Raw genomic sequence first — 21,414 nt, 5'->3', positions numbered from 1 at the left:
CTCTAGCTGATTCTGCTCCAGTTTACCGCCGTCTTCTTCTGCTGCTTGATCTGTCGCAGAATGGGGGCATTTTCTGGCTGGCTGAGATCGGGGTCATTGGCCAGCAGCTGTTGTGCCGCATCCCTTGCCACCGTCAAGATCGGAGCGTCCTTGCTCAGGTCGGCGATGAGCAGGTCGCTGATTCCGCTCTGCTGGGTGCCCATGAGGTCCCCTGGGCCGCGGAGCTTTAGATCCACATCGGCGATTTCGAAGCCGTCATTGGTGCGAACCATGGTCTCCAGGCGTATGCGGGAATCTTTGCTCAGCTCATATTTGCTCATGAGGACACAGTAGCTTTGCTCGGCTCCACGTCCTACCCGGCCGCGCAGCTGGTGGAGCTGGGAGAGGCCAAAGCGCTCGGCATTTTCGATGATCATCACCGAGGCATTGGGTACGTTCACGCCGACCTCGATTACTGTGGTGGCAACCATGATCTTGGTTTCCCCTTTCACAAAACGCTGCATCTCGAAGTCCTTGGCATCGGCCTTCATCCCGCCATGCACGATGCTGAGCGGAAACTGGGGGAAGGCCCTGGCCACGCTTTCGTAGCCGTCCATGAGATTTTTGAGATCCAGTGTCTCTGATTCCTCGATCAGGGGATAGACGATGTAAACCTGGCGGCCTTTCAGCACTTCGTCACGGATAAAGCCGAAGACCTTCAATCTGTCCTTGTCGTAGCGATGGACGGTTTGGATGGGTTTTCGCCCAGCCGGCAGCTCGTCGATCACCGACACATCCAAGTCTCCATAGAGCGTCATGGCCAAAGTCCGGGGAATCGGCGTGGCGGTCATGACCAAGACATGCGGGATGTATTCTTTGTTTTTTGCCCAAAGCTTCGCCCGCTGCGCGACGCCGAACCGATGCTGCTCATCGACGATGGCTAAGCCGAGGTTTTGGAACTGCACCACATCTTCGAGCAGGGCATGCGTGCCGATCAGGATTTTCAGTTCGCCGGAGGAGAGCTCCTCGTGGATGATGCTTCGTGCGGACTTTTTGGTGGATCCGGTCAGCAGAGCGATTTTTATCCCCATCATGTCGGCGTATTCTTTCAGCCCCTCGTAGTGTTGGTTTGCCAGGATCTCGGTAGGCGCCATGAGGCAGGCCTGCGCGCCGGAACTGATGGCGATCAGCGTGCAGATGAAGGCGACCATGGTCTTGCCGCTGCCCACGTCGCCCTGGATGAGTCGGTTCATCTGCTTGCCAGACTTCATGTCGGAGAAGGCCTCGCGGATCACTCGCTTCTGCGCGTTGGTCAGCTCAAAGGGGATGTGGTTTTTGTAAAAGTCCGTGAGCAAGTCCGTGTTGCCGAGGATTTGTCCCCGCGACTTCTCTGTACGCGCGACCTTCATCGTGAGCAGGCGGAGCTGGAGGTAGAAAAATTCCTCAAACTTCAGCCGCTTTCTCGCCCGGTTGAGCAAGTCGGGAGCCGTGGGAAAGTGGATCTGCCGGACTGACTCCGCTTTGCCGATGAGCTGGTATTGCTGCATAAGCTCGGCGGAGAGCGTCTCCGGGATCTGCGCCTGCACCAGCGGGATCAGCTGCTCCATGATCTTGGAGATGCCCTTGGAGTCCAGGAATCTCGCCCGGAGCTTCTCTGTGGTGGAGTACACCGGCTGGAAGTTGTTTCGGGTTTCGTTGGCAGTGGAGAGCGGCTCCATCTCGGGGTGGGCGATGCTCCATTTGCGGCCGTATTGGGCAGGTTTTCCCAGGAAAACATACACCGCTCCCGGCACCAGCTTCTTTTGCACCCATTGGATGCCCTTAAACCAGGTCATCTCCATCTCGCCCGTTTCGTCAAAGACATGGGCGACCAGGCGCCGCTTTCCTCCGGCTCCGAGCAGCTCCGTCCGCTTGATCCGCGCGATGAGCTGCACGTTTTCCAGCTCCTCGCTCAGGTCTCTGACCTTGAAGAATTTGGTGCGGTCCTCGTAGCGAAAAGGGTAATGCTGGAGCAGATCCCCGTAGGTAAAAATGTTCAGCTCCTTGTTGAGCAGCTCGGCCTTTTGCGGGCCGACGCCTTTGAGGTACTCGATGCGGGTATCAAAAATTCCGGTCAAGGGGCTGGGGTTTTGCGAAAAGCAAATTAACCCCCGGCAGGCTCAAAAGCCAAGTTTTTGAAACCAATTGTCGTGGATCACGGCTTCATTCCGGTGCTCTTTTCCCAGAAGGACTTCAGCGTTTCGCGGTTTTCCTGCTGGTTTTTCAGCAAAATCATCTGGTTTTTAGCCCGGTGAAAATTCTGCTCGGGATAGGCGACGCGGTAGTAGATATTGCCTTGCAAGTGGTCGGTGAAAAAGCGCAAGCCCATGATCAGCGTCATGATCTCGCCGCCAAGGATCAGTGACCTGGCTTCCTCTGGAGTAGCCATGTCTTTCACCCCCTCCCAATACCCGGTCAGCAGCTCGCGGAAGAGCTCCGGGATTAGGTGGATGGCATCCCACTGCGTGGCGGTCTCGGGTAGGCTACAGGCAACCGTGCGCACTAGGTCTCCGAAGTCATACATCAGATAGCCCCCCATCAGCGTGTCCAAGTCGATGAGCGCCTGTACACTTTGTAGGTCTTCTGCAAAGATCAGGTTGTTGATCTTGGTGTCGTTGTGCGTGATGCGCAGAGGCAGCTGGTCGATCTGCGTCAGGTACCAGTCCACCAGCGGCTGCTGGCTCAGGTAGAAGTCGAGGATTTCGGTCTCTTCGGGGCTGAGCGTGGATTTTTCTCCCGACACGGCGACCAGCTTTTCAAAGCGTAGGTCCAAGCGGTGGAAGTTGGGGATGGTCTCCTGCATCCTTTCCCCGCCGACCTCATGGCTCCAAGCGGCAAACTTCCCATAGGCCTGGGCGGCGATGTAGGCTTGGTGAGGATGGTTTATTTGCTGCAGGGTGGCGCCTTTGACGAAATCAAAGAGGCGGTACTTTTTTCCTCCGATCTCGGTTAGTCCCTTCCCGTCTTTGTTGGGTATTGGAAGGGGGAGTAGAAAAGCCAAGGGCTCGGTTTCCGCATGGATGCTCAGTAGCCCAAGGTTGTAGTCGATGCGGTCAGGATAGTTAAACACCGCCTCGTTGAAGCCCTGGAGCACCCACTGCTCGGAGCCGTTGTCGAGCAGGAGGGTCTCGTGTATCAGTCCCTCGCCCAGGGCTTTGATGGTAATGGCTTGGTTTTCAAGAACCGGATAGTTGCTGGTCAGAGCAGGGATGAGGCTTGGGATCATCTGGCGAAAATAGGAAAGAAAAGAAAATTTGTTTCCCTGAGGACTTACCAAAAACAAAGGGAGGCGTAAAGATCCACAACCGCCTTTATTTTTCAAAAAAATTAAAGAAGACTTCATCCGATAGAAAAAAAATTTGTTAATTGTCCGCCAATTTAAACTCAGACTCTATGAATGTCACTGCCTTGGATTGGGGCATTATTGCAGCCTTCTTTATCATATCACTGCTCATTGGCCTTTTCACCGCAAAGTCCGCGGGAAGCTCAGCCAAGGAGTTTTTTCTTTCTGGCCGAAACATGCCCTGGTGGCTGCTCGGCGTCTCCATGGTAGCGACCACCTTCTCCGCCGACACGCCAAACCTGGTGACTGACATCGTCCGGAAAAACGGCGTGGCGGGCAACTGGGCTTGGTGGGCGTTTTTGCTGACCGGGATGCTGACGGTGTTCGTCTATGCCAAGCTCTGGAGAAGGTCCGAGGCGACGACTGACTTGGAGTTTTATGAAATGCGCTATTCCGGCAAGGGAGCGGCTTTTTTGAGAGCCTTCCGCGCCATTTATCTGGGGGTGTTTTTCAACGTGGTCATCATGGCGACCGTATCGCTGGCGGCCATCAAGATCGGCGGGGTCATGCTGGGACTTTCTCCCTACCAGACCCTCCTGATCGCATCCGTGGTGACCGTGGTGTACAGTTCCCTGGGTGGATTGAAGGGAGTTTTGCTGACAGACTTCTTCCAGTTTTTCATTGCGATGATCGGCTCCTTTGGGGCGGCCTATTACATCCTTGACCTCCCGGAGATCGGCTCGCTCAACAATCTTTTGTCGCATGAGGTCGTGGCTACCAAGCTGGACTTCCTGCCTGACTTCAGCGATCCCAACCTGTACATTCCGCTTTTTCTGATGCCTATCGCCATCCAGTGGTGGGCGACTTGGTACCCAGGTGCTGAGCCAGGCGGTGGCGGATACATCGCACAGCGTATGCTCTCCGCCAAGGACGAAAAGAACGCCATCGGAGCGACCCTCTTCTTCAACGTCGCCCACTATGCGCTCAGGCCATGGCCTTGGATCCTGATTGCCTTGGCTTCCCTGGTGATCTATCCGAATATCTCTGACCTGCAGGTGGCATTTCCGCACATCCCAGTGGACAAGCTGGGCGATGACTTGGCCTATCCCGCTATGCTGACCTACCTGCCCACAGGTCTGATCGGTATCGTGCTGGCCTCCCTGATCGCCGCGGTGATGTCCACGCTTTCCACTCACCTCAACTGGGGCTCCAGCTACGTGGTAAACGATTTCTACCTGCGGTTTGTGAAGCCTGACGCCAGCGACAAGCAGCTGGTGGCAGTGGGACGTATCTCTACCGTCGTCCTGATGGTGCTGTCCGCGGTATTGGCTTTGGCGCTTTCCTCGGCTTTGGATGCCTTCAACATCCTCCTGCAAATCGGCGCCGGTACCGGCCTGATCTTCATCCTTCGCTGGTTTTGGTGGAGGATCAACGCCTACACCGAGATCTGGGCGATGGCGATTTCCTTTGTTGTGGCGATTTTCTTCGAAGTGATCAATCCCAAAGTCAACTGGATCATGATCCCGGAAAACCAGGCCTACCTCAAGCTGATCTACTCGGTTTCCATCACCACCGTGGGCTGGATGCTGGTGACCTTCCTCACCAAGCCCGAAAAAGACGAGGTGCTTCTCTCTTTCTACCGCAAAGTGAGACCCGCTGCCTTGGGCTGGAAGGCCGTCTTGGACAGATACCCTGCGGAAAAGCAGGAGCAGGGCTCTTTGCCTAAGGAGATAGGACTGATGCTCACCGGTACGGTGATGATCTATTCCGCGCTCTTCTCCACGGGCTTCTTCATCTATGGCAATACGGTAGCCGGAATCATCGCCGCCGTAGTCGCCGTGATAGGTGGTGGGGTGATCCTTAGCTCTTGGAAAAAGCTGAGCTAAATCCTCCGATTGACATAAAGAAAGCCTCCAGATCTTTTGGTCTGGAGGCTTTTTCATTGGCGCTTGGATGGGTTTTGCTACTTGTCCAAAAACTCGACGGAGTTCATCAGGTGAGTCATGTCGATCTTGATGTATTCGATCACGGGTGCCAAAGAGTCGTTTTTCATCGCGGTGTTGAAATACAGCGCCCCTCGGAGAAAGTGCTCGGTGGAGTCGGTCACAAAAAACTGAAACTGGGTGGGCACTTCGCCGGACAGCTCCGCGACGACCGCCGTGTAGCCGTTTGGTGTGACCAGTACTCCCTCCTCTATGCCATAGGCTTTGATTTGGTGCTTGGCAGTGAGCTTGAAGGCATCGCTGGACAGGGTCTCAAAGTCTCCCTTGCCTTCTCCGATTTTCTTGTACGTGAGGTGCACTTTGGCCCCAAAGTCCCGGTAGTTGAGGTTGATCCAGGCCTTTTCGGAGAGGTTGAAAGAGTCCGGCTCCACCTGGCTGGAGGCCGAATAGTCCAGTCGATAGGGGTAGTCTCCTTCTAGGTTTTTAAAGGAGTGTTGGGGAAGGTCGATCTTGTTGTAGCCGGTCGGTTTGGGGAGCCAGTTGTTTTCACAAGAGGCCAAACCCATCAGGATGAGCGGCAAAGCCAGCATTTTCTTCATGGATCAAAATTAGGTTTTCCATTTGAATTGAATCGGGAATAGCGGAACTTTAACTACGAACCAAAATCACTTACCCATGAAAAATTTTATGAGACTAGCGGCTGCAGCGATGTTTGCAGTAGCCTTTTTGCTTTCCTCGCTGGCAGTTGAGGCCCAGACCAGCAAGGATGAGTTTTTGGCGAAATTTGAAAACAGCAAGAAATTTACGCTGGACGTTTTGGCCAAAATGCCCGACTCCGAGATGGACTACAAGACCGACCCGGGTGCGATGTCCTTCAAGGAGCAGATCCACCACATCGGCACCGCCATCGTCGGCATTTCCCAGGGTTTTCTCAAGGGATCCGAAACAGCCCCATCCTTGGATGTCGCAACCGCTTCCAGAGCTGATTTGGCCAAGTTCGTCGCCGACGCCTATGACTATGGCATCGCCACCAGCAAGGCCCTGAGCGAGGCGGATGCAGCCGAGACCATCGAGGTCTTTGGCAACAAGGTAACCCGACGTCAGGTGGAGGCGCTGCTGATCGACCACAGCACCCACCATCGGGGATCGGCCATCGCTTACCTCAGAGCCAAGGGCGTCGAGCCTCCTGCCTTTGTGGGATTCTGATCAGGGAATATTGCAGCAAAAAGGCCAAACCCCATGGGGTTTGGCCTTTTTGCTTTTTGGAGCTGGGCTTTTCGAGAACTGTCGAAAGTGCCCTAGCCTTACAGGTTGTTACTTTCCTTTTCCTCCGATCATCGTTCCCACGGTCTTGAAGATGATCTCCAAGTCTCTGAAGAGGTTGACATCCTCCAGGTAGGTCAAGTCGAGAGACATACGCTCCACCATTTGGTCGACGTTTTCCGCGTAGCCATAGCCCACTTGTCCGACGGAGGTGATGCCCGGCTTCAGCGCCAGCAATCTCCAGTAGGCCGGAGCCCGCTCGGTGATCTGACGGATAAAGTGCGCCCGCTCCGGACGAGGCCCCACGATGGACATCTCGCCTTTCAGCACGTTCCAAAACTGGGGTAGCTCATCCAAGTGGGTTTTTCTCATGATCTTTCCCCAAGGGGTAATCCTCGGGTCGTCGTTGGTCGTCGTTTGGGGACCGTTGACCTCAGACTCCACGATCATGCTTCTAAACTTGTAGATATAGAAAGGGTTGCCACTGCGGCCGATTCGTTCCTGCTTGTAGAAAACCGGGCCCTTGGATGTCAGCTTGGTGATCAGCATCACGGTCAGGAAGACCGGTAGACCCAGCAGCATCACGATGCCGGCAAACGCGATATCAAAGGCTCGCTTGAAAAACCGCGTCGTAAGTTCGATTCCTTCAAAGATCACTTCCCGGACGGTGTCTGTGGACACCCGATACATCGCCACGAAAGTGGGAAGTGGAGTTTCCCGTCCGAAGTCTCGGAAGGCAATTTCCTGGTGTTGGTTAGCTCTCATCGTTCAAATAGTTTATTGTGGTAGTTGGTGACAGCAAATTTTCAATTTGCATACCACTGCGGGGGAAATGGGATGGAGGACTCTTGATTTTTGGGAAAAACAGTTTGCTTTGCCAGACGGCTAAATACCAAAAAAGCCCTTTATGGGCTGTTTTGAAGGGTTTTTCACGAGGTTGTAAAAATTTCCTAAATGGGGCAATGCCTGGAAAATCGGTCTTTCTTGGAAATTGGATGTTCCACACATTGTATATAAGCGCTACAGTATTTTGTTGCCCACGGGAGCCAAATCGGTTTTTTTTCTCCAATGCGCGCGGTGCATGGAGAGGGGGATTTTGGCGGACTGAGGCAGGGAATTGTGCATCAGACCGAGTCGGTAGCCTATCCATTTTGCAAAAAGTGACGCGAAGGTCTTGGGCAAAAGCACAGGCCGGTGCTGGGCCACGTAGGCGAGCTCTGAGCGTAGGTAGCTGAATCCCTCTTTGCCGGCCTTGCCGAATTTTTCGAAAATCCAGGGATTGTCCCGATGAAAGACCCCGATGTCAAAATACCTCCGAAACTCCTCGCCCAGGCTGTAGTCATGGGAATGGCGCACTTTTGCCTCCGCGAGGTAGGCCATCTCCCAGCCCTTGAGCAGCATCTGCCCAGCGATCAGCACGTCCTCACCGAGGATGGTGCCCGAGGGAAATCCCCCCGCGTCAAAGTAGGCTTCCTTGCGGTAGGCCGCAAAGGAATTGGAACAGGAGATCGTGCGGATGCCGAGCCGGTGCCTGTCCTCGAAGGTTCTGAGGCTCGACTTCGCGGGATAGTTGAAGATGCGGGAGTGGGCTTCCAGGACTTTTGCGCCGTGGTGTGGCAGCTGTCTGCCGTAGCACATGCCGAGTTTTGGATTGGCTTGGAAGGCCGCGACCATTTTTTCCAAACCATCCGCATTGTCCGGGATGGCATCTTGGGTCAGGAAGACAAAAATATCCGCATCCGGAAAGGCCTCGATGGCCCGATGGCGGGTGCCTCCGTGGTCAAAGTCCTTTTTGTCGAGTCGGATCAGGTCGTGGGGCAAGTCGCGGAAATAGGCCAGCGTCCCATCCGTAGAGCCGGAGTCGACGACCACGAGGCGATGGATGGGATAGCTTTGGGCTTTGAGACCATTGACTACCTCCTCCATGCGGGGGCCGGCGTTGAGCGTAGGGATATAGAGATTGACCTTCATGATTTTGCGTTTAGTCTTTTTCCACTTCCACGGCGGCATAGTCAGCCGTTCCGGTGACCAATTTGTCGCTGATCTTGGCAGTCCCTTTTCCTACCAATACGAGCGTAGGCTGCCCGGCGATGCCATGGTGTTCGTTGCCCAGTAGCTGTATGCCGTTGGGATAGTTGCTTTTGAAGGTGAGCGACTCCGAGTCGCCGGGAAGGAGCTCGAGGCGATTGTCCTGGAGCAGGAGTCCGGGGCTGCCTTCATCCAGGATCACGGGGCCGGGGGAGCGGAGGCGGTTTCCCTTTAGTTGGATGTTTTGGGCACTTTTCTTCACCAAAACAGCCGGGGCCTGGGTGCTTTCCAGTTCGTTGTCCTCGATGAGGGCGCTGCCCGCTCCGGCGATGAAGAGGAGGTTGGAGCTGCTGCTGTTTTTCAGCGTGTTTTTTCCCAAGGTCAGATTGCCTTTCATGTTGATGTTGAAGCGCGCATGGGAAAAGGTGTTGGACAAGACCTCAAACTGCTCGACTTGGATGCCATTGGGGAGGGAAAGGGAGCCGATATGGCTGTCCCGGATGAGGATGTGCCGAGCCTTGGTGTTGGCCATGAGGTTGATGCTGCTATACTGGCTGGACTCGATGAGGAGTTCGTCCAGTCCCAGGGTGATCTCGACTTGGTTGTCCGCATGGTTTTCCTTCGAAAGAATGGTTCCGCAGTCCTCAATGTAGAGCGCGGGCCGGTTGTTGGAGATGGCTTGGTTGCGATAGAGGAGGATGTTGGACACGTTGATGAGCGTGCCAAAGCCCGATCCGTCCGGCGTCGATTGGCCCTGGACAAAGCCGTTGCCACAGCTCAGGTTGTAGGCGATGGTGGTGGAGATGTCCTTGGCCTTTTCGGGAGAGCGGTTGTTGATGTCGATGCCGTCCGCGGCGTTTTTGTCCAGGACGTTTCCTGTGAAGATGTAGTCGCTTTCCTTCCCGCTGTTCCCAAAGGCCACCTGTATGCCCGACATGCCGTTGTGGTGGATGGTGTTGTTCAGGACTTCGGCTTTGCGGCAGCCGTGTAGAAACACGCCGTTTTCGCCGTTTTCGTAGATTTCAGAGTCGCGGATGGAGATGGTGTTGCTGGAGAGCACGCGAATGCCCGTGCCCGGCTGGTAGGAGTGGGTCTCTTGCCGCTCGCTACCGAAGTGGTGGATTTTGGAAGAAAGCACTTCCAGTCCGCTGCACTGGAAGGCCAAAATGCCAGGGTAGGCCCGCAGCTTGGTCGAGTCTCCGCCGAGGTCGGAGTTTACGATGCGGATTTGCTTGCAGCGGTCAAGGTAGATTGCCTCGTTTTTGGATCTGGCGCGGACGGAAATATACACGTCGGTGATGCCAGTTCCCTTGAGCAGGGGATTGGGGGAATTTTGTTTTTCGATAGAATAGTCCCCCGCCTTAGCTTGGGAATGGTGCGTCAAGAGGCCCTCGGACACCAAGTGGACTCCAGATCTCAGCTGTAAGGTGCGAACGGGGAAAGTGCCCTCAGGAATGTAAACAGTGTCACCCGGTGCCGCCTCGTCGAGCGCCCGCTGGATCGCCGAGGTATTGTCGCGCTCTCCGTCTCCGACCGCTCCAAAATCAGTCACCAGAACTCTAGTGCCAGGTTCGCTTGGCTTGATCTCAGTATTTTCTTGGAAGAAAGCCGATAGCAAAAGAAGTATGGAAATAAGCAGATGCATGCAAATCAGTTTTTAGGCGAGGATGGTATCCCAAGTTTGTGCCGCGGTCTTTTCCCAAGAAAAGCCGCTCGCTCTGAGCAGGCCCTTTTCCACGCAGGAAATGTAGGCTTCCTCGTCTTTGACCAGCAGCTCTATGCCATGCTGGATGGCTTTGGGGCTTTCGGGGTCCACACAGATAGCCGCTCCACCGGCGATTTCCGGCAGGGAAGAGCTGGAAGAGGTCAAGACCGGCGTGCCCGAAGCCATGGACTCCAAGACCGGCAGCCCGAAACCTTCCATCTTGGAGACAAAGAGGGTGGCATGGGCTCCCTTGTACACCGAGGGGAGGTCCTCCTCTGGGATCATTCCCAAAAACCTTACCCTTCCCTCAATCCCGAACGCCCGGATCTGGCGCTCGATCTCGGGATCTGGATGTCCGGAAAGCGCGAAAACAAAGTCTCGGGGGATATCCGCGAGGGAAAAAGCCTCAAGCATCGCCGGGAGGTTTTTGTAGTTGCGGCGATTGCCCACGTAGAGAAAGTACGGGCGGTCAAGCGCGTACTCCCGCTCGTTTTCAAAGAAGTTTTCGCCGACCCCATTGTAGATCACACGGATCAAATCGGCCGGGATTTCCAGCTTTTCCACCAAGAGAGACTTGCTGTACTGGGACACGGTGATGATTTTTTTGGCCTTTTTGGCCAGCGGCCCGATCACCCAGCGATAGTACTCCCGGTGCAGACGGGTGTAGTAAAACAGGTGCATGAGGTCATGGATTGTAAACACAAAAGGCATTCGTGAAAAAAGCGGAGGGATGAAGGTGGGGCTGTAGAACACCTCTGCCTCGCTTGCCTGGATTTGCCTGGCGAGATGAAACGGAGCCAGGAAGCCTGAGGGATTCTTTTCCACCCGCAGGGGAAGCGCGTCCACAGCGTCCGGCTTTCGGGCCATGATTTCCCGATAGAGCCTCCCGATTCCGGTCTCCCCATCCCAGCTGGCGTCAAACAACACTTTTCTTTTCATAGCACCTTGATTTTGGTTTGGTGAAAGGCGATTTCCCGCTGGGTACCGACCAGCCAGACTAGGGAAAGGTAGACCATGATGTCGTTGTCGTAGCCCGAGTACAGGATCATCATGATGGAGACGATGGGGAGAAAAAGCAGCAGCCAAAGTGACCAATGCGGGCGAAGATGCAAACCCTCCAAGGATTCAAAACCCTTGGAGGGTTCCTTGCGAAAACGGCAGCAGTGACGGAAAAACAAGCCGAGAAACGCGAGGAAAGCCAGGAAGCCGATCAAGCCAAACTCTACATAGGTCGTCATGAAGGTGTTGTGGATGTGGGGCTCACCGCGGTAGAATTTGGCGTTTTCGCCAAGAAACCTTTCCGCTTCCAAAAATCCCCCGCCCCAAACCGAGAGGTCTGAAAAATGGCTGAAGAAAGCCGTCCAATAGACCAGTCGGATGCCCATGCCGTCGTTGGAAGAGGTGATGGACTCGATGCGTATGACTTGGGTGAGGAACACAGGAAGCGATACCGCTAGGGCCAGCAGCAGGACGATTCTCCACTTTCGCTCCAAAACCAACCAGCCCAGTGCGGAAACCCCAAAGAGAAGTGCCACCATCGGCGTCCTGGAAAGGCTGAGAAAAGCGACCAAAAAGACAAAAAGCGTTCGGGCGATGCTGAGCTTTTTCGCTCTCAGCACCGGGATGAAGATGAACACAAAGCCCAACAGGGCGATCCGGGCTCCAAACATGTTTTTGTCATCCAAGCCCCAGAAGTAGAGCGAAGGCCGATAGAGCGAGCTGGCTTGGCCAGAGCTGTCGGAGCCAAGGGCCAGGCGAAAGTCGAATGAGGCGTGGTACACCAGCAGCTGCACTAGGCTCAGCAAGAGCAAAGCGCCCAATGTCCAGTCCAGAAAATAGGCCAAACGGGCGTTGTCCCGCAAGCTCAGCCAGTGGACGGAGCAGATCAGGAAAAAGGGATTGATCGCCAGCTTGGCGGCATTGGACAGCTCTAGAGACTGGCCGGTATAAGTGAGGCCAAAGACAGCCAGCCCATAGGCTATATAGACCGAAAGGGCGAGCATCCAGGAAGTAGGACGGAGGGGCCTGGCTTCGTAGAGAAAGAAGAGAGAGGAGGCCAGAAATACGGCAGGATACACTTTCCATGGCAGAAAAATGGAAAGCAGCGAAAGCAGGAAGAGGCATTCGCCCAGTGTCGCAGACTTAAGCGCGTGCTTGGTTTCCGTCGTTTCTTCTGGCATCGGATGGGGACTCATACCGTGGGACTGGTGGATAGGCTGACGCTGCGGTAGATTTGGTCGTACTCGGAGATCAAGCGGTTTTTATCCAGAAAGTGCGCTACGGAGGCGGGCGCCGCGGCACTCAGGCGATTATAAAGTTCAGTATCCTCATACAGGCGGCGCAGGGATTGGCCCAAAGACTCCGGCTGTTCCGGCGGGCAGATCAAGCCATTGAGCTCATGCTGGACGCTCTCGCTCAGCCCGCCTTTGCCGGAAGTGACGACGGGCACGGCCCCGGCCAGGGCTTCGATCGCCACCATTCCCAGCGGCTCTTCCCACAGGCTTGGCACCACCAGCACGTCTAGTTGCGAGAGGAACTGCTGCGGCTGCACATAGCCGACAAACTCCACGTCCCCTTTTTTGGCGAGGCCACGCAGCGTCGAGACGGTGTGTTCGTGGCCTTTTCCGGCGATTTTTAGACTAGCCGGGATCTCCAATTCCTGAAACTGGCGGATAAGCCACTCCACGCCTTTGACTCTGGAGATCGTTCCCAGATATCCGACTGTCAGTTTTTGTCCGGGCTCTCGCAGCTTTGGCGCTTGGGCTGCGGATACGCTGCGTATGTTGTAGATGACTTGTTTTTTTGCCTTGGGAAAATAGCCATAAGAACCAAAGCGGCTCAGGATACTTTGGCTGATGCCTACCACCGCGCTCAGCTTGGCGGACGCATGGGCATGGCCGCTTCGGAGGACTTGGCAACTCAGACACTGCTTTTCGCAGGGTGTTCCGCCCCGGTTCATGTTGCTGTTGGGGCAGAGCAGGTAGAAGTCATGGAGCACCTGGACAATGGGAATGCCTGCCGCCTCGGCCTCATCCCAGGCAGCGACGGACCAGCCGGCGAGATTGTGACAGGATACGAGGTCTGGACGTTCTTTTTTGATTATTTGCCCTAGGACTTTCCCCATGGCCGCATTCCGGCGGTCACGGATGTGCCAGGACAACCTGGACAGCGCAGAGGTCTTGACGTCGCGATAGGGCCAATAGGCGTTTTTCAGTGGGACGCGGATCACTCGTACTCGATTGACCCGATCCGTGATCAGGGTCTGCTCAGGATGCAGGCTCGCCACGACCACCTCATGGCCCAAGCTCTGCATCCCCTCCACGATCAGCTGGAGGGAAAGCTCTGCGCCGCCCTTGACCAGCGGCGGATACAGGGAGTTGATGTAAAGAATTTTCATGTCGCTAGATCAAGACAAAAGTTCACGGTACAGCCTATCCAGGCCCGCTGCTGCGATACTTGGGTCGTTTTCCCTTTTTACGAATTCCTTCATCGCCTTGCCCCTTTGCAGCAGCGATTGGGATTCCGCTTGCTTTGCCTCGCAGGCCTGGGCAATCGCCTCGCGGAGCTTGGCCTCGTGCTCAGATTCGGAAGCATAGGTGTAGGTGAAAACTTCCCCTTGCTGCACTCCCAATTCATCAATGGTGCCAATTCTGGGACAAATGACCGTGCGGCCGTAGGAAAAAGCCAAGAGGGCCGTTCCCGAGTTGAGGCTGCTTCGCAGGTCATAGGGAAGTACCAAAAGGTCCGAGGCGCCGATCAGCTCGGGGATTTGCTTGTCCTCTACAAAGCCCAAGCGAAGCTTTATGGATTCAGCACCAGCTGAGAGGTGACGGAGACTGGCTTCGTAGGCATCGGATGCAGCTTTGCCGGCGATGGTCAGCTCTACCGCAGCGCCCAGTTCCCGGCACAGCCGGATCAGGAGCTCCAGGTTTTTGTAGGGCTTCACCGCACCCAAAAACAACAGGCGCAGCGGAGCTGGCCCGCTGGAGGTAGTTTCTTTTTCCTGACCATAAGCTCCAATAAAGTGCGGATGGGGTACCTTCAGGATCTTTCCCGCAAACCTAGGGTGGATTTCCTTGAGGATGGTTTCCGTTTCCCCGCAGTGGATGACCACAGCGTCGACACTTTTCAACAGGAGCTTGATCAAGATTCCGCTTAGCTTTCCGGAGCCTTTTTCGTGGGAAAGCCGGTTGTGCATGGTCCAGACCAGCTTTTTGCCTGATCCCTTGATGAGCAGGATAGCGGAGACTTTTCGGAAAAAGCTCTTCCACATTGCAGCCGCTGAGCTTTCGTCCAGGTTTTCAAACCAGTTGAGATGGACTAGCCGTATGGATCGGAAGTGCGCCGAGCTCTTCAGAAAATCGTCCAAAGAATTGACGGCAAAGCCTTTTTGCTCGATTCCCTCCACTAGGATGCGGATGTATTGGTTTTCCCGGTTTTCGGAAGGGTTGAAAATAATGGGGATCGCCTGCTGTACCGGATTCATGGTTTGAGGATGCTTTTAAGAAATGCGACAGCAATGTCCCGGCTGGAAAGTCCGTACTCCCTGCGTTTTTGCCACCACTTGGAGGCCTTTTCCCAGCGACTGCTGCCTAGCGAAAGAAGAAGGGTGTAGGCCTTTCTTTTGGCCATCAGCCGATCAAAGTGGGTAAGCAGAAAGTCCCGGGCGACGCTGTCCGTCTCGTCGGCTGCTTGGCGTTTTAGAAATTGCCGCAGCCAGTCCGCATAGTCCAGATTGGCTTCCATCTTCACCAGGTCGCTTCCGGTGGAGGTGATCGACTGCGCGTTGCTGCGGTATTCGAAGACTGGACGGTTCGTATGCGCGATACCCAACTCGGCGGAGGCGATGAAGGCCGTGATGTCGTCAGACCCCCAGGCCAGCGGCAAATCATAGAAGCCGCCCTGAACCCGAAGTGCCTCCGTGCGGTACACGTAGTCCGAGATATAGTTGGAGCGAAGCTGCTCGAGGCGCTGCCAGATGGAGTCGAAGGCATGCTCAAAGGCCGGAAGTGCCGGAGTGAGTCGGAGGGTGTGGCCTTCATCGTCGATGATTTTGCTGCGGCAGTGATAGACGTTCAGCCCGGGAAATTTTTCCATCAGTGTGGAAAACTCGCTAAGGTAGTCGGGGTGTAAGCGGTCGTCGTCCCCCATTATGAGGAAAAATTCCCCATTTCCCAGGGACAGGCACTTGTTCCAATTGTCCACCAAGTGGTAGGCACCCACATTTTTTTCATTGGAAAAATAGCGGATGCGGGGATCGGTGAATTGCTCCACGATCTCGCGTACCGGCTGGGGAGAGCAGTCGTTGAGGATGATCAATTCAAAATCCCCGAGTGATTGGTCGAGTATGCTTTGGATGCACTCTCGGAGAAAAGCGCTTTTGTAAGCGGGGATGCAGATCGAAAATTTTACCATGATCGCCTTAGCTGTATCGTTGGACAAGTCGCTTCAGATAGGAACTGAGCAGGAGTTTTTCTTCCCGTCGGATCACCCACAGGAGCAGGCAAAACAGGAAAATCAGGGAAAACACGGCCGATTGGAGGGTCATGCTCAGCCAAGGCGAATCTCCAAATCCAAGCCAATATTGCAGTGCGTAGGCTCCTCCAAAGGCGAGCAGCCCCGCTGACAAAGCAGGGAAAAAGGAGGTAGTCAGGATTTTCCAGCTGTGCAGGTTCAGGACTTTGGGGATATAATAGGCGTAGAAAAAGCCGATCTGAATGGCCATGTACACCAGATAGCCCAAGACCGCAGCGCCGACGTTCACGGTGGGTGCAAGCATCACTGTGATGGGCAGCGATACCAGGCAGGAGATGGCCGATGAATAGATCAGGGCCTTTGTTTTTCCGGAGGAAAGCACCAGGCTTGCCACGGGGGTATTGTGCATGTTGAGCAGGACGGTGAGCAGCCAGAGATTGAGCCAGGGGGCCAGATAGAGGTAGTCTGGACCCATGTAGAGACCGAGCAAGTCGCTGGAATTGAGGATGAGTATGAACACGACAAAGCAGAGAAAAAGCGAGATGTAGCGGGTCGCCTCCAGCACCATGCGCTCAATCTTTTCCTGGTTTCCCTCCCCGTAGATCTTCGATGCGGAGGGCAAAAGCACCTGTAGGAATATGCTGCCAAAGGAAATCACCAGCATCGCTATCGTCTGGATCACCCGGTAGTCCGTCAGCACGTCGATGCTGGAGGCGTATCTCGCCAAGAGGATGGGTCTGAGTTCGTTGGCTGTGAGCTGGAAGATCCCCATGAGGAAAATCGCCGCACTGTAGCCGATGATCTCCTTGAAGATGGCGGCGTCCCATTTGGGCAGCAAGAGGTGGGAGACTCGGATGGGGAAAGTCCGGAGCCTGAGGATGTTGAGCGGGACAGGAAGCAGGGTTGCGAGGGTGTAGCCCAGAAAATACACCGGCAGAGACCACTCGAAATAGATCGCGGCCAGCGCCACGCCAAAGTTCACGAGGCTACTGGCCAGGAAGGAGCGGTTGACATGGGCGAGCTCGTCTTTGGCACTCAATAGCTGCACGACCACGTTGGAAAGCCAGTTGGGTATGGTGCTGAAGGACAGGATGATCATCATCGTCCGGTAGGTGGGGATCTGCTCGGGGGAAAGCTTGAAAAAGTACGAGCCATTGAAGGCCATAAAGAGAAATACCGCGGCGTTGACCAAGCCGATGAGGCCGTAGAAGATCACGCCGGATCGGGAGGCCTTGCTGATGGAATCCCAGTCTCCCTTGGCTTCCCACTGGGAGAGAAACTTCACCGAGCCCACATTCATTCCCAGATCCATCAGGCGCAGGTATGCGTTGAGGGAAAAGGCGAGTGCGATCAACCCATAGTCACCCTTGCCGTAGAATCCTACGAGCAGGGGAATGGTGACAAACTTGGCTCCTGCGTCCAATATCTTGGCGAAGATGCCCCATGCCGAGCCGGAAAAAATGCGTTTTGCTGTAGGGGATGGGCGTTTCAATTCAAAAGGTTTTGGTCAACTAGCTACAGCCCGCCTTTCCAAAACCCGGCCAAAACCTCGGCCGTTTTCCGGCTTGAGATAGGGCCATTCATTTTGGAATCCCGGAAAAAGACAAACGGGTTTCAGGCTTGGCAAGGAATTTAAGGATCTTTTCCCAATGAATCCCGCGGCAATGACAAAGCTGCTGCGGGCTAAACGGAAAATGCTATGCAAGACGTACTCATCATCGGAGCCTTTGACAGATACAACTACGGGGATCTTCTTTTTCCCATCATCCTCGAAAAGCAGCTCGAGACCTATGGACTTGATTTCAGGTTCCGCTTTTTTGGGCTCGTCAAAAGCGATCTGAGTGCGCAAGGCGGACCACCCACGGAAGACATCCAGGAGTTTTACCGGGCTTGTTCGGATGCCAATCATCCGGTGCATGTGATCATTGCCGGAGGCGAGGCCCTGGGCGTGACCTGGAATTCCCTCTACGCGGCCTTGAGTCCGCTTTTCCAGAGGGTCAATAAGCGCCATAAGAGGATCAATAGGCTGTTTGATCTGAATGCGGCCACGAAGCTGCTCCTGCGGGGAAGGACCACGCTTCCTTTTCTTTTGGACAAAGCCGAGTTTCCGGGCATACGCTCCATCCTCCTCAACTCCCTGGGAGGGTCGGGCCTGAATGAGTCCACGTTTTCCAAGTTCCCCGAGCTGAAGCCAAAACTGAGGCAGGCGGATTACTTTGCAGTTAGGGATAGGCTCACACTTCAAAACATCCAGCAGGCGGGCCTCAAAGCCCATCTGTTTCCCGACTCGGCGATTCTGATGTCGGACTTTTTTCCACTGGAGCATTTGAAAAACCGCGCCAGCACTTCTGTGCGGGCCTATGTGGAGGCCCACAGCGGGGACTACGCTTTTGTCCAGATCAACAAAAAAACGACCAGGGGTCACGAGAAGACCATCGCCAGCCAGCTCGATTTGGTCTATGGCGAGGGCAAGACCGAATTGTGCCTTTGTCCTATCGGGAAAGCGCTGGACCACGACGACCACGAGGCACTGCACGGGCTGGGCAAGCTGCTGCAGTCTCCCTTCGTCTATTTTGATGCCGACACGATCTGGGACATCATGTATCTCATCGCCAACGCGAAGTGCTATATCGGCACCAGTCTACACGGGGCGATCACGGCGATGAGCTATGCGGTGCCGCACGTCGGGCTCAAGGTAGAAAAGCTGAGCGCTTACCTTGCTACCTGGGGCGTGGACGGCAATAGGGACGCGGTTGAGTTTTCGGAGTTGTTTGGCAGATTTAGCAGCGCTACCAAAGTGGGCAAAGCAGAGCTCGAAGCGTCGAGGGACTTGCAGTTTGCGGAGATCCGCATGGCCTTCGACCTGATGGTGGAGGTGATGAATTCACGGGTCTTGGTGAATCACTAAAAAGGCAATTCACTTTTTTCGTAAGATTTTCGTGAATCAAATCACTTTTTTCACCCTGAAAAAGTGAATCATAATTATCCGCAATCTTGCCATTAAGCGAATTTGCTTCTTCAATCGGGTCGGAAGACCGATGACCGAAGACCGAAGTAGGGCAAAGCCCCAATTTTAGGTTCTTTTGGATTGTAGCGGCTGCCTACTGGCATAAAAGCGGATAGTCATAATACTACAGATTTAGCTGAATAAAAAAACAGCGGGACATCCCGCTGTCTTTCGTTTAGTTGACCTACCTAGTTTAACTTTTATGAATATCTGCTTTTGTTCCTATGAATGACAAACTCTAAGATTGCCGATACTTCGGTCTTCGGTCTTCCGACCTTTTCGATTAGACAGGCCCAAAGGGGTCGGCGAATAAAACCACTTGAAAGATGGTAGGGAGGTATGCAAAGTCAAGCATATCGTCCCACTTCAAAGCCGGCTAGCTCTAGGGAAGTGTCTTTTTGTTGGTGTAGCTCGGCGAGGAGTTTTCCCGTGGCAGGTGCCAAGGAAACCCCCATCATGGAGTGCCCGCTTCCCACCAGTACATTGCCATAGCCCGGTGCGAAGCCGATGTAGGGCAGACCGTCCGGAGAGCAGGGGCGGAGTCCCTTCCAGATTTTGTTTTCCTCGGGAAACTTGGCCTGAAACTCTGGGTAGTAGCGGTTGATCGCCTCGAAGATTCCTTTCACGCGGTTTTTGTTGACGGACTGGTCCGTCCCGGCGATTTCCATCGTCCCGCCAAATCGGATCGTCTGTCCGTAGGGGCTGACGGCCACTTTTTGTTCAGTAAGGATGGTGGCTTGCTTGATTTCCGGTTTGTTTTCTTGAAGGAATGAATAGCCTTTTCCTCCCATCATGGGCAGGGAGAAGCCCAGCATTTGCGCGAGCTCTGCCGACCAGGAGCCGGTGCAGATCAGGACTTTCTCGGCTTCGACTTTTCCTTTGTCCGTGAGGACGGCGCTGACCTTGGTTCCGGACTTTTCGAAGCCTTTCACTTCGGTGTTGGATAGGAAGTTCACGCCTTTTTCCGTCAGGTATTTTTTCAAAAAGCCATACAAAGCTCCCGGATCCAAATGCGCATCCCCGGGAAACAGCACCGCCCCGCGGGCTCTCAGCTCCAGGTTGGGCTCGACGGTTTTGAGGTCAGCGGCACTCAGGATTTCGGCTTCCAAGCCGTGCTTTTTGGCCAAATGCGCAAACTCCACCTCTTCCTTTTCCATCGCCTCGGTCTGGTAGGCCATCATCAGGCCTTTCTCCTGCAGTGCCAAGGCCGCCCCTGGATGCTCGGCCTTAAAGTCCAAGTAAAGGGCCTTGCTGAGCAGGCTGAGGTTTTTGAGATAGGGGATGGCACGCTTGACTTGGCTTTCGTTGGCGGCCTTGAAGAACAGCATGCACCATCTCGCCAACTTTATGTCCAAGCGGGGATGGATGTAGAAGGGGCTCTTGGACGAAAACATCCAGGAGATGCCCTTGCTGATCATGCCCGGTGCCGCCAGTGGGATGATGTGGCTGGGGACGATCATGCCGGCATTGCCGGTGGAGCAGTTTTCGCTCAGGTCGCTGCGGTCGATGACCGTGACCTCGATGCCTTCCTTGCTGAGGAAGTAAGCCGAAAACAATCCGACGATACCGCCGCCGATGATGAGGGTTGGTTTCATGAATAAGTATCAAGTAGCTAGTAGCAAGACGCTAGACCCAAGGGGTGCGGAAGTCTTGATACTTGTGTCTAATGTCTTGCGTCTTTTAAATCACTTGAAATCCATGCACGTACGGGTCGTCGTCGTCCAGGATGATGGTATTGTATCCGTACACTTTGGCCCAGCCTTCTATGCTCGGGACGATGGCGGGCTTGCCAGCGATCTCGCACACTTCCTCGATGCGGCCGATGAACTTGGACCCGATGAAGCTCTCGTGGACGAATTCATCCCCGGGCTTCAGCCAGCCTTTGGCAAACCATTGCGCCATCCGGGCTGAGGTGCCGGTGCCGCAGGGTGAGCGGTCGATGGCTTTGTCTCCATAGAAGACGGCGTTTCGGGCTGTACTCGTTGGGTCAAGCGTTTTTCCCGTCCAGAGTACGTGGGAAAGGCCGCGGATCTTGTCATGCTCGGGATGGACGAAATCATAGCGCTCGTTCATCTTTTGGCGAAGGTCCCGGGCCATGGCGATGAGCTGCTCAGCCTTGAAGTGCTCTATGCCGGGAAAATTCTCCTGTGGATCGACGATGCAATAGAAGTTGCCGCCATAGGCCACATCTACGGTCAGCTTGCCGAGGGTCTCGATTTCGATCTCGAGGTTTTCAGCTGCCAAGAAACTCTTGACGTTGGTGAGTTTCACCGATTTGACCTTTTTGCCCTCCTGTTTGTACTCGATCAACACGAGTCCGGCGGGAGCTTCCATTCGCAGAAAGCCCGGCGTTTTGGGATGGATCAGGCCTTCCTCGATGGCGATGGTGATGGTGCCGATGGTGCCATGCCCGCACATGGGCAGGCAGCCGGAAGTCTCGATGAAGAGGACGGCGAAGTCATTTGCCGGATCGTGTGGGGGGAAAAGCATGGAGCCCGACATCATGTCGTGACCCCGCGGCTCAAACATGAGCCCAGTGCGGATCCAGTCCAGGTTTTCGAGGAAATACTGGCGCTTTTCCAGCATGTTTTCGCCCTTCAGAAAGGGGACGCCGCCGGAAACGACCCGAACAGGGTTGCCGCAGGTGTGGGCGTCGATGCAGCTAAAGGTGTGGCGGGAAGACATCGTTAGG

General features: G+C 54.8%; 17 protein-coding genes. 3 read left to right on the top strand and 14 right to left on the bottom strand.

The genetic code is table 11. The features are described 5' to 3' along the window. Positions 1 to 2 precede the first annotated feature (2 nt). Together recG and J0A68_RS00160 are read right to left on the bottom strand one after the other, a co-directional pair. A complete protein-coding gene (gene recG / locus J0A68_RS00165) occupies positions 3 to 2,096 on the bottom strand; it encodes an ATP-dependent DNA helicase RecG (RefSeq protein WP_206576159.1) in 2,094 nt (697 codons plus the stop codon). A gap of 77 nt (positions 2,097 to 2,173) precedes the next feature. Next, complete coding sequence (locus J0A68_RS00160; protein WP_206576158.1) at positions 2,174 to 3,244, bottom strand: phosphotransferase enzyme family protein; 1,071 nt, start codon at positions 3,242 to 3,244, stop codon at positions 2,174 to 2,176. 167 nt (positions 3,245 to 3,411) lie between these two features. On the opposite strand from J0A68_RS00160, the gene J0A68_RS00155 reads away from it, so the two are divergent. Beyond that, positions 3,412 to 5,187, top strand: coding sequence for a sodium:solute symporter family protein (locus J0A68_RS00155; RefSeq protein WP_206576157.1), 1,776 nt, complete (start codon positions 3,412 to 3,414; stop codon positions 5,185 to 5,187). A 77-nt stretch (positions 5,188 to 5,264) separates the two neighbouring features. Here J0A68_RS00155 and gldD read toward each other — a convergent pair whose 3' ends face one another. Next, entirely contained in the window at positions 5,265 to 5,843 is a 579-nt protein-coding gene (gene gldD / locus J0A68_RS00150; RefSeq protein WP_206576156.1) for a gliding motility lipoprotein GldD, read from the bottom strand. Positions 5,844 to 5,919: 76 nt separating this feature from the next. Here gldD and J0A68_RS00145 point away from each other — a divergent pair, with 76 nt between their 5' ends. Then, on the top strand, positions 5,920 to 6,450 hold the full coding sequence (locus J0A68_RS00145) for a DinB family protein (RefSeq protein WP_206576155.1): 531 nt from the start codon (positions 5,920 to 5,922) through the stop codon (positions 6,448 to 6,450). Between the two features lie 108 nt (positions 6,451 to 6,558). Here the strand turns inward: J0A68_RS00145 and J0A68_RS00140 are convergent, their stop codons facing one another. From J0A68_RS00140 to J0A68_RS00100, 9 genes are all read right to left on the bottom strand, one after another. Then, complete coding sequence (locus J0A68_RS00140) at positions 6,559 to 7,272, bottom strand: sugar transferase (RefSeq protein ID WP_206576154.1); 714 nt, start codon at positions 7,270 to 7,272, stop codon at positions 6,559 to 6,561. 255 nt (positions 7,273 to 7,527) lie between these two features. After that, on the bottom strand, positions 7,528 to 8,478 hold the full coding sequence (locus tag J0A68_RS00135) for a glycosyltransferase family 2 protein (protein ID WP_206576153.1): 951 nt from the start codon (positions 8,476 to 8,478) through the stop codon (positions 7,528 to 7,530). A 10-nt stretch (positions 8,479 to 8,488) separates the two neighbouring features. Next, positions 8,489 to 10,180, bottom strand: a complete 1,692-nt coding sequence (locus J0A68_RS00130) for a right-handed parallel beta-helix repeat-containing protein (RefSeq protein ID WP_206576152.1) — start codon at positions 10,178 to 10,180, stop codon at positions 8,489 to 8,491. A gap of 12 nt (positions 10,181 to 10,192) precedes the next feature. Beyond that, on the bottom strand, positions 10,193 to 11,179 hold the full coding sequence (locus J0A68_RS00125; RefSeq protein WP_206576151.1) for a glycosyltransferase family 4 protein: 987 nt from the start codon (positions 11,177 to 11,179) through the stop codon (positions 10,193 to 10,195). Next, on the bottom strand, positions 11,176 to 12,420 hold the full coding sequence (locus tag J0A68_RS00120) for an O-antigen ligase family protein (RefSeq protein WP_206576150.1): 1,245 nt from the start codon (positions 12,418 to 12,420) through the stop codon (positions 11,176 to 11,178). The genes J0A68_RS00125 and J0A68_RS00120 overlap by 4 nt, the downstream gene beginning before the upstream one ends. 11 nt (positions 12,421 to 12,431) lie before the next feature. Further along, positions 12,432 to 13,637 carry a glycosyltransferase family 4 protein gene (locus tag J0A68_RS00115; protein ID WP_206576149.1) on the bottom strand — a complete coding sequence of 402 codons (1,206 nt, stop codon included), beginning with the start codon at positions 13,635 to 13,637 and terminating at the stop codon, positions 12,432 to 12,434. A 9-nt stretch (positions 13,638 to 13,646) separates the two neighbouring features. Next, the gene (locus J0A68_RS00110) at positions 13,647 to 14,726 is read right to left on the bottom strand and encodes a glycosyltransferase (protein WP_206576148.1); all 1,080 of its coding nucleotides are present in this window, start codon (positions 14,724 to 14,726) and stop codon (positions 13,647 to 13,649) included. Continuing rightward, positions 14,723 to 15,655 carry a glycosyltransferase family 2 protein gene (locus J0A68_RS00105; RefSeq protein WP_206576147.1) on the bottom strand — a complete coding sequence of 311 codons (933 nt, stop codon included), beginning with the start codon at positions 15,653 to 15,655 and terminating at the stop codon, positions 14,723 to 14,725. Before J0A68_RS00105 ends, J0A68_RS00110 begins: the two co-directional genes overlap by 4 nt. 7 nt (positions 15,656 to 15,662) lie before the next feature. Further along, positions 15,663 to 17,207: a lipopolysaccharide biosynthesis protein gene (locus J0A68_RS00100; RefSeq protein WP_206576146.1), complete on the bottom strand. Its 1,545-nt coding sequence runs from the start codon at positions 17,205 to 17,207 to the stop codon at positions 15,663 to 15,665. Positions 17,208 to 17,414: 207 nt separating this feature from the next. Between J0A68_RS00100 and J0A68_RS00095 the strand changes: the two genes are divergently transcribed. Then, positions 17,415 to 18,623 carry a polysaccharide pyruvyl transferase family protein gene (locus tag J0A68_RS00095; RefSeq protein WP_206576145.1) on the top strand — a complete coding sequence of 403 codons (1,209 nt, stop codon included), beginning with the start codon at positions 17,415 to 17,417 and terminating at the stop codon, positions 18,621 to 18,623. Positions 18,624 to 19,069: 446 nt separating this feature from the next. On the opposite strand, the gene J0A68_RS00090 is transcribed toward J0A68_RS00095, so the two are convergent. Both J0A68_RS00090 and J0A68_RS00085 read right to left on the bottom strand, forming a co-directional pair. Next, positions 19,070 to 20,317: an NAD(P)/FAD-dependent oxidoreductase gene (locus J0A68_RS00090; protein WP_206576144.1), complete on the bottom strand. Its 1,248-nt coding sequence runs from the start codon at positions 20,315 to 20,317 to the stop codon at positions 19,070 to 19,072. An 85-nt stretch (positions 20,318 to 20,402) separates the two neighbouring features. Beyond that, complete coding sequence (locus J0A68_RS00085; RefSeq protein ID WP_206576143.1) at positions 20,403 to 21,407, bottom strand: 4-hydroxyproline epimerase; 1,005 nt, start codon at positions 21,405 to 21,407, stop codon at positions 20,403 to 20,405. Positions 21,408 to 21,414: the final 7 nt, after the last annotated feature.

The sequence above is a fragment of the Algoriphagus oliviformis genome (genome assembly GCF_017254915.1).
GTDB lineage: Bacteria > Bacteroidota > Bacteroidia > Cytophagales > Cyclobacteriaceae > Algoriphagus > Algoriphagus oliviformis.
This window is presented reverse-complemented; position numbering and strand designations above follow the sequence as displayed.

What these genes read in the sequence shown, in the direction of transcription:
- J0A68_RS00110 (WP_206576148.1), bottom strand. Translation starts at nt 14,726, where the DNA reads ATGAATCCGGTACAGCAGGCGATCCCCATTATTTTCAACCCTTCCGAA.
- J0A68_RS00160 (WP_206576158.1), bottom strand. Translation starts at nt 3,244, where the DNA reads ATGATCCCAAGCCTCATCCCTGCTCTGACCAGCAACTATCCGGTTCTT.
- J0A68_RS00120 (WP_206576150.1), bottom strand. Translation starts at nt 12,420, where the DNA reads ATGCCAGAAGAAACGACGGAAACCAAGCACGCGCTTAAGTCTGCGACA.
- J0A68_RS00130 (WP_206576152.1), bottom strand. Translation starts at nt 10,180, where the DNA reads ATGCATCTGCTTATTTCCATACTTCTTTTGCTATCGGCTTTCTTCCAA.
- J0A68_RS00095 (WP_206576145.1), top strand. Translation starts at nt 17,415, where the DNA reads ATGCAAGACGTACTCATCATCGGAGCCTTTGACAGATACAACTACGGG.
- J0A68_RS00145 (WP_206576155.1), top strand. Translation starts at nt 5,920, where the DNA reads ATGAAAAATTTTATGAGACTAGCGGCTGCAGCGATGTTTGCAGTAGCC.
- J0A68_RS00140 (WP_206576154.1), bottom strand. Translation starts at nt 7,272, where the DNA reads ATGAGAGCTAACCAACACCAGGAAATTGCCTTCCGAGACTTCGGACGG.
- J0A68_RS00115 (WP_206576149.1), bottom strand. Translation starts at nt 13,637, where the DNA reads ATGAAAATTCTTTACATCAACTCCCTGTATCCGCCGCTGGTCAAGGGC.
- J0A68_RS00135 (WP_206576153.1), bottom strand. Translation starts at nt 8,478, where the DNA reads ATGAAGGTCAATCTCTATATCCCTACGCTCAACGCCGGCCCCCGCATG.
- J0A68_RS00155 (WP_206576157.1), top strand. Translation starts at nt 3,412, where the DNA reads ATGAATGTCACTGCCTTGGATTGGGGCATTATTGCAGCCTTCTTTATC.
- J0A68_RS00125 (WP_206576151.1), bottom strand. Translation starts at nt 11,179, where the DNA reads ATGAAAAGAAAAGTGTTGTTTGACGCCAGCTGGGATGGGGAGACCGGA.
- J0A68_RS00085 (WP_206576143.1), bottom strand. Translation starts at nt 21,407, where the DNA reads ATGTCTTCCCGCCACACCTTTAGCTGCATCGACGCCCACACCTGCGGC.
- gldD (WP_206576156.1), bottom strand. Translation starts at nt 5,843, where the DNA reads ATGAAGAAAATGCTGGCTTTGCCGCTCATCCTGATGGGTTTGGCCTCT.
- J0A68_RS00105 (WP_206576147.1), bottom strand. Translation starts at nt 15,655, where the DNA reads ATGGTAAAATTTTCGATCTGCATCCCCGCTTACAAAAGCGCTTTTCTC.
- J0A68_RS00090 (WP_206576144.1), bottom strand. Translation starts at nt 20,317, where the DNA reads ATGAAACCAACCCTCATCATCGGCGGCGGTATCGTCGGATTGTTTTCG.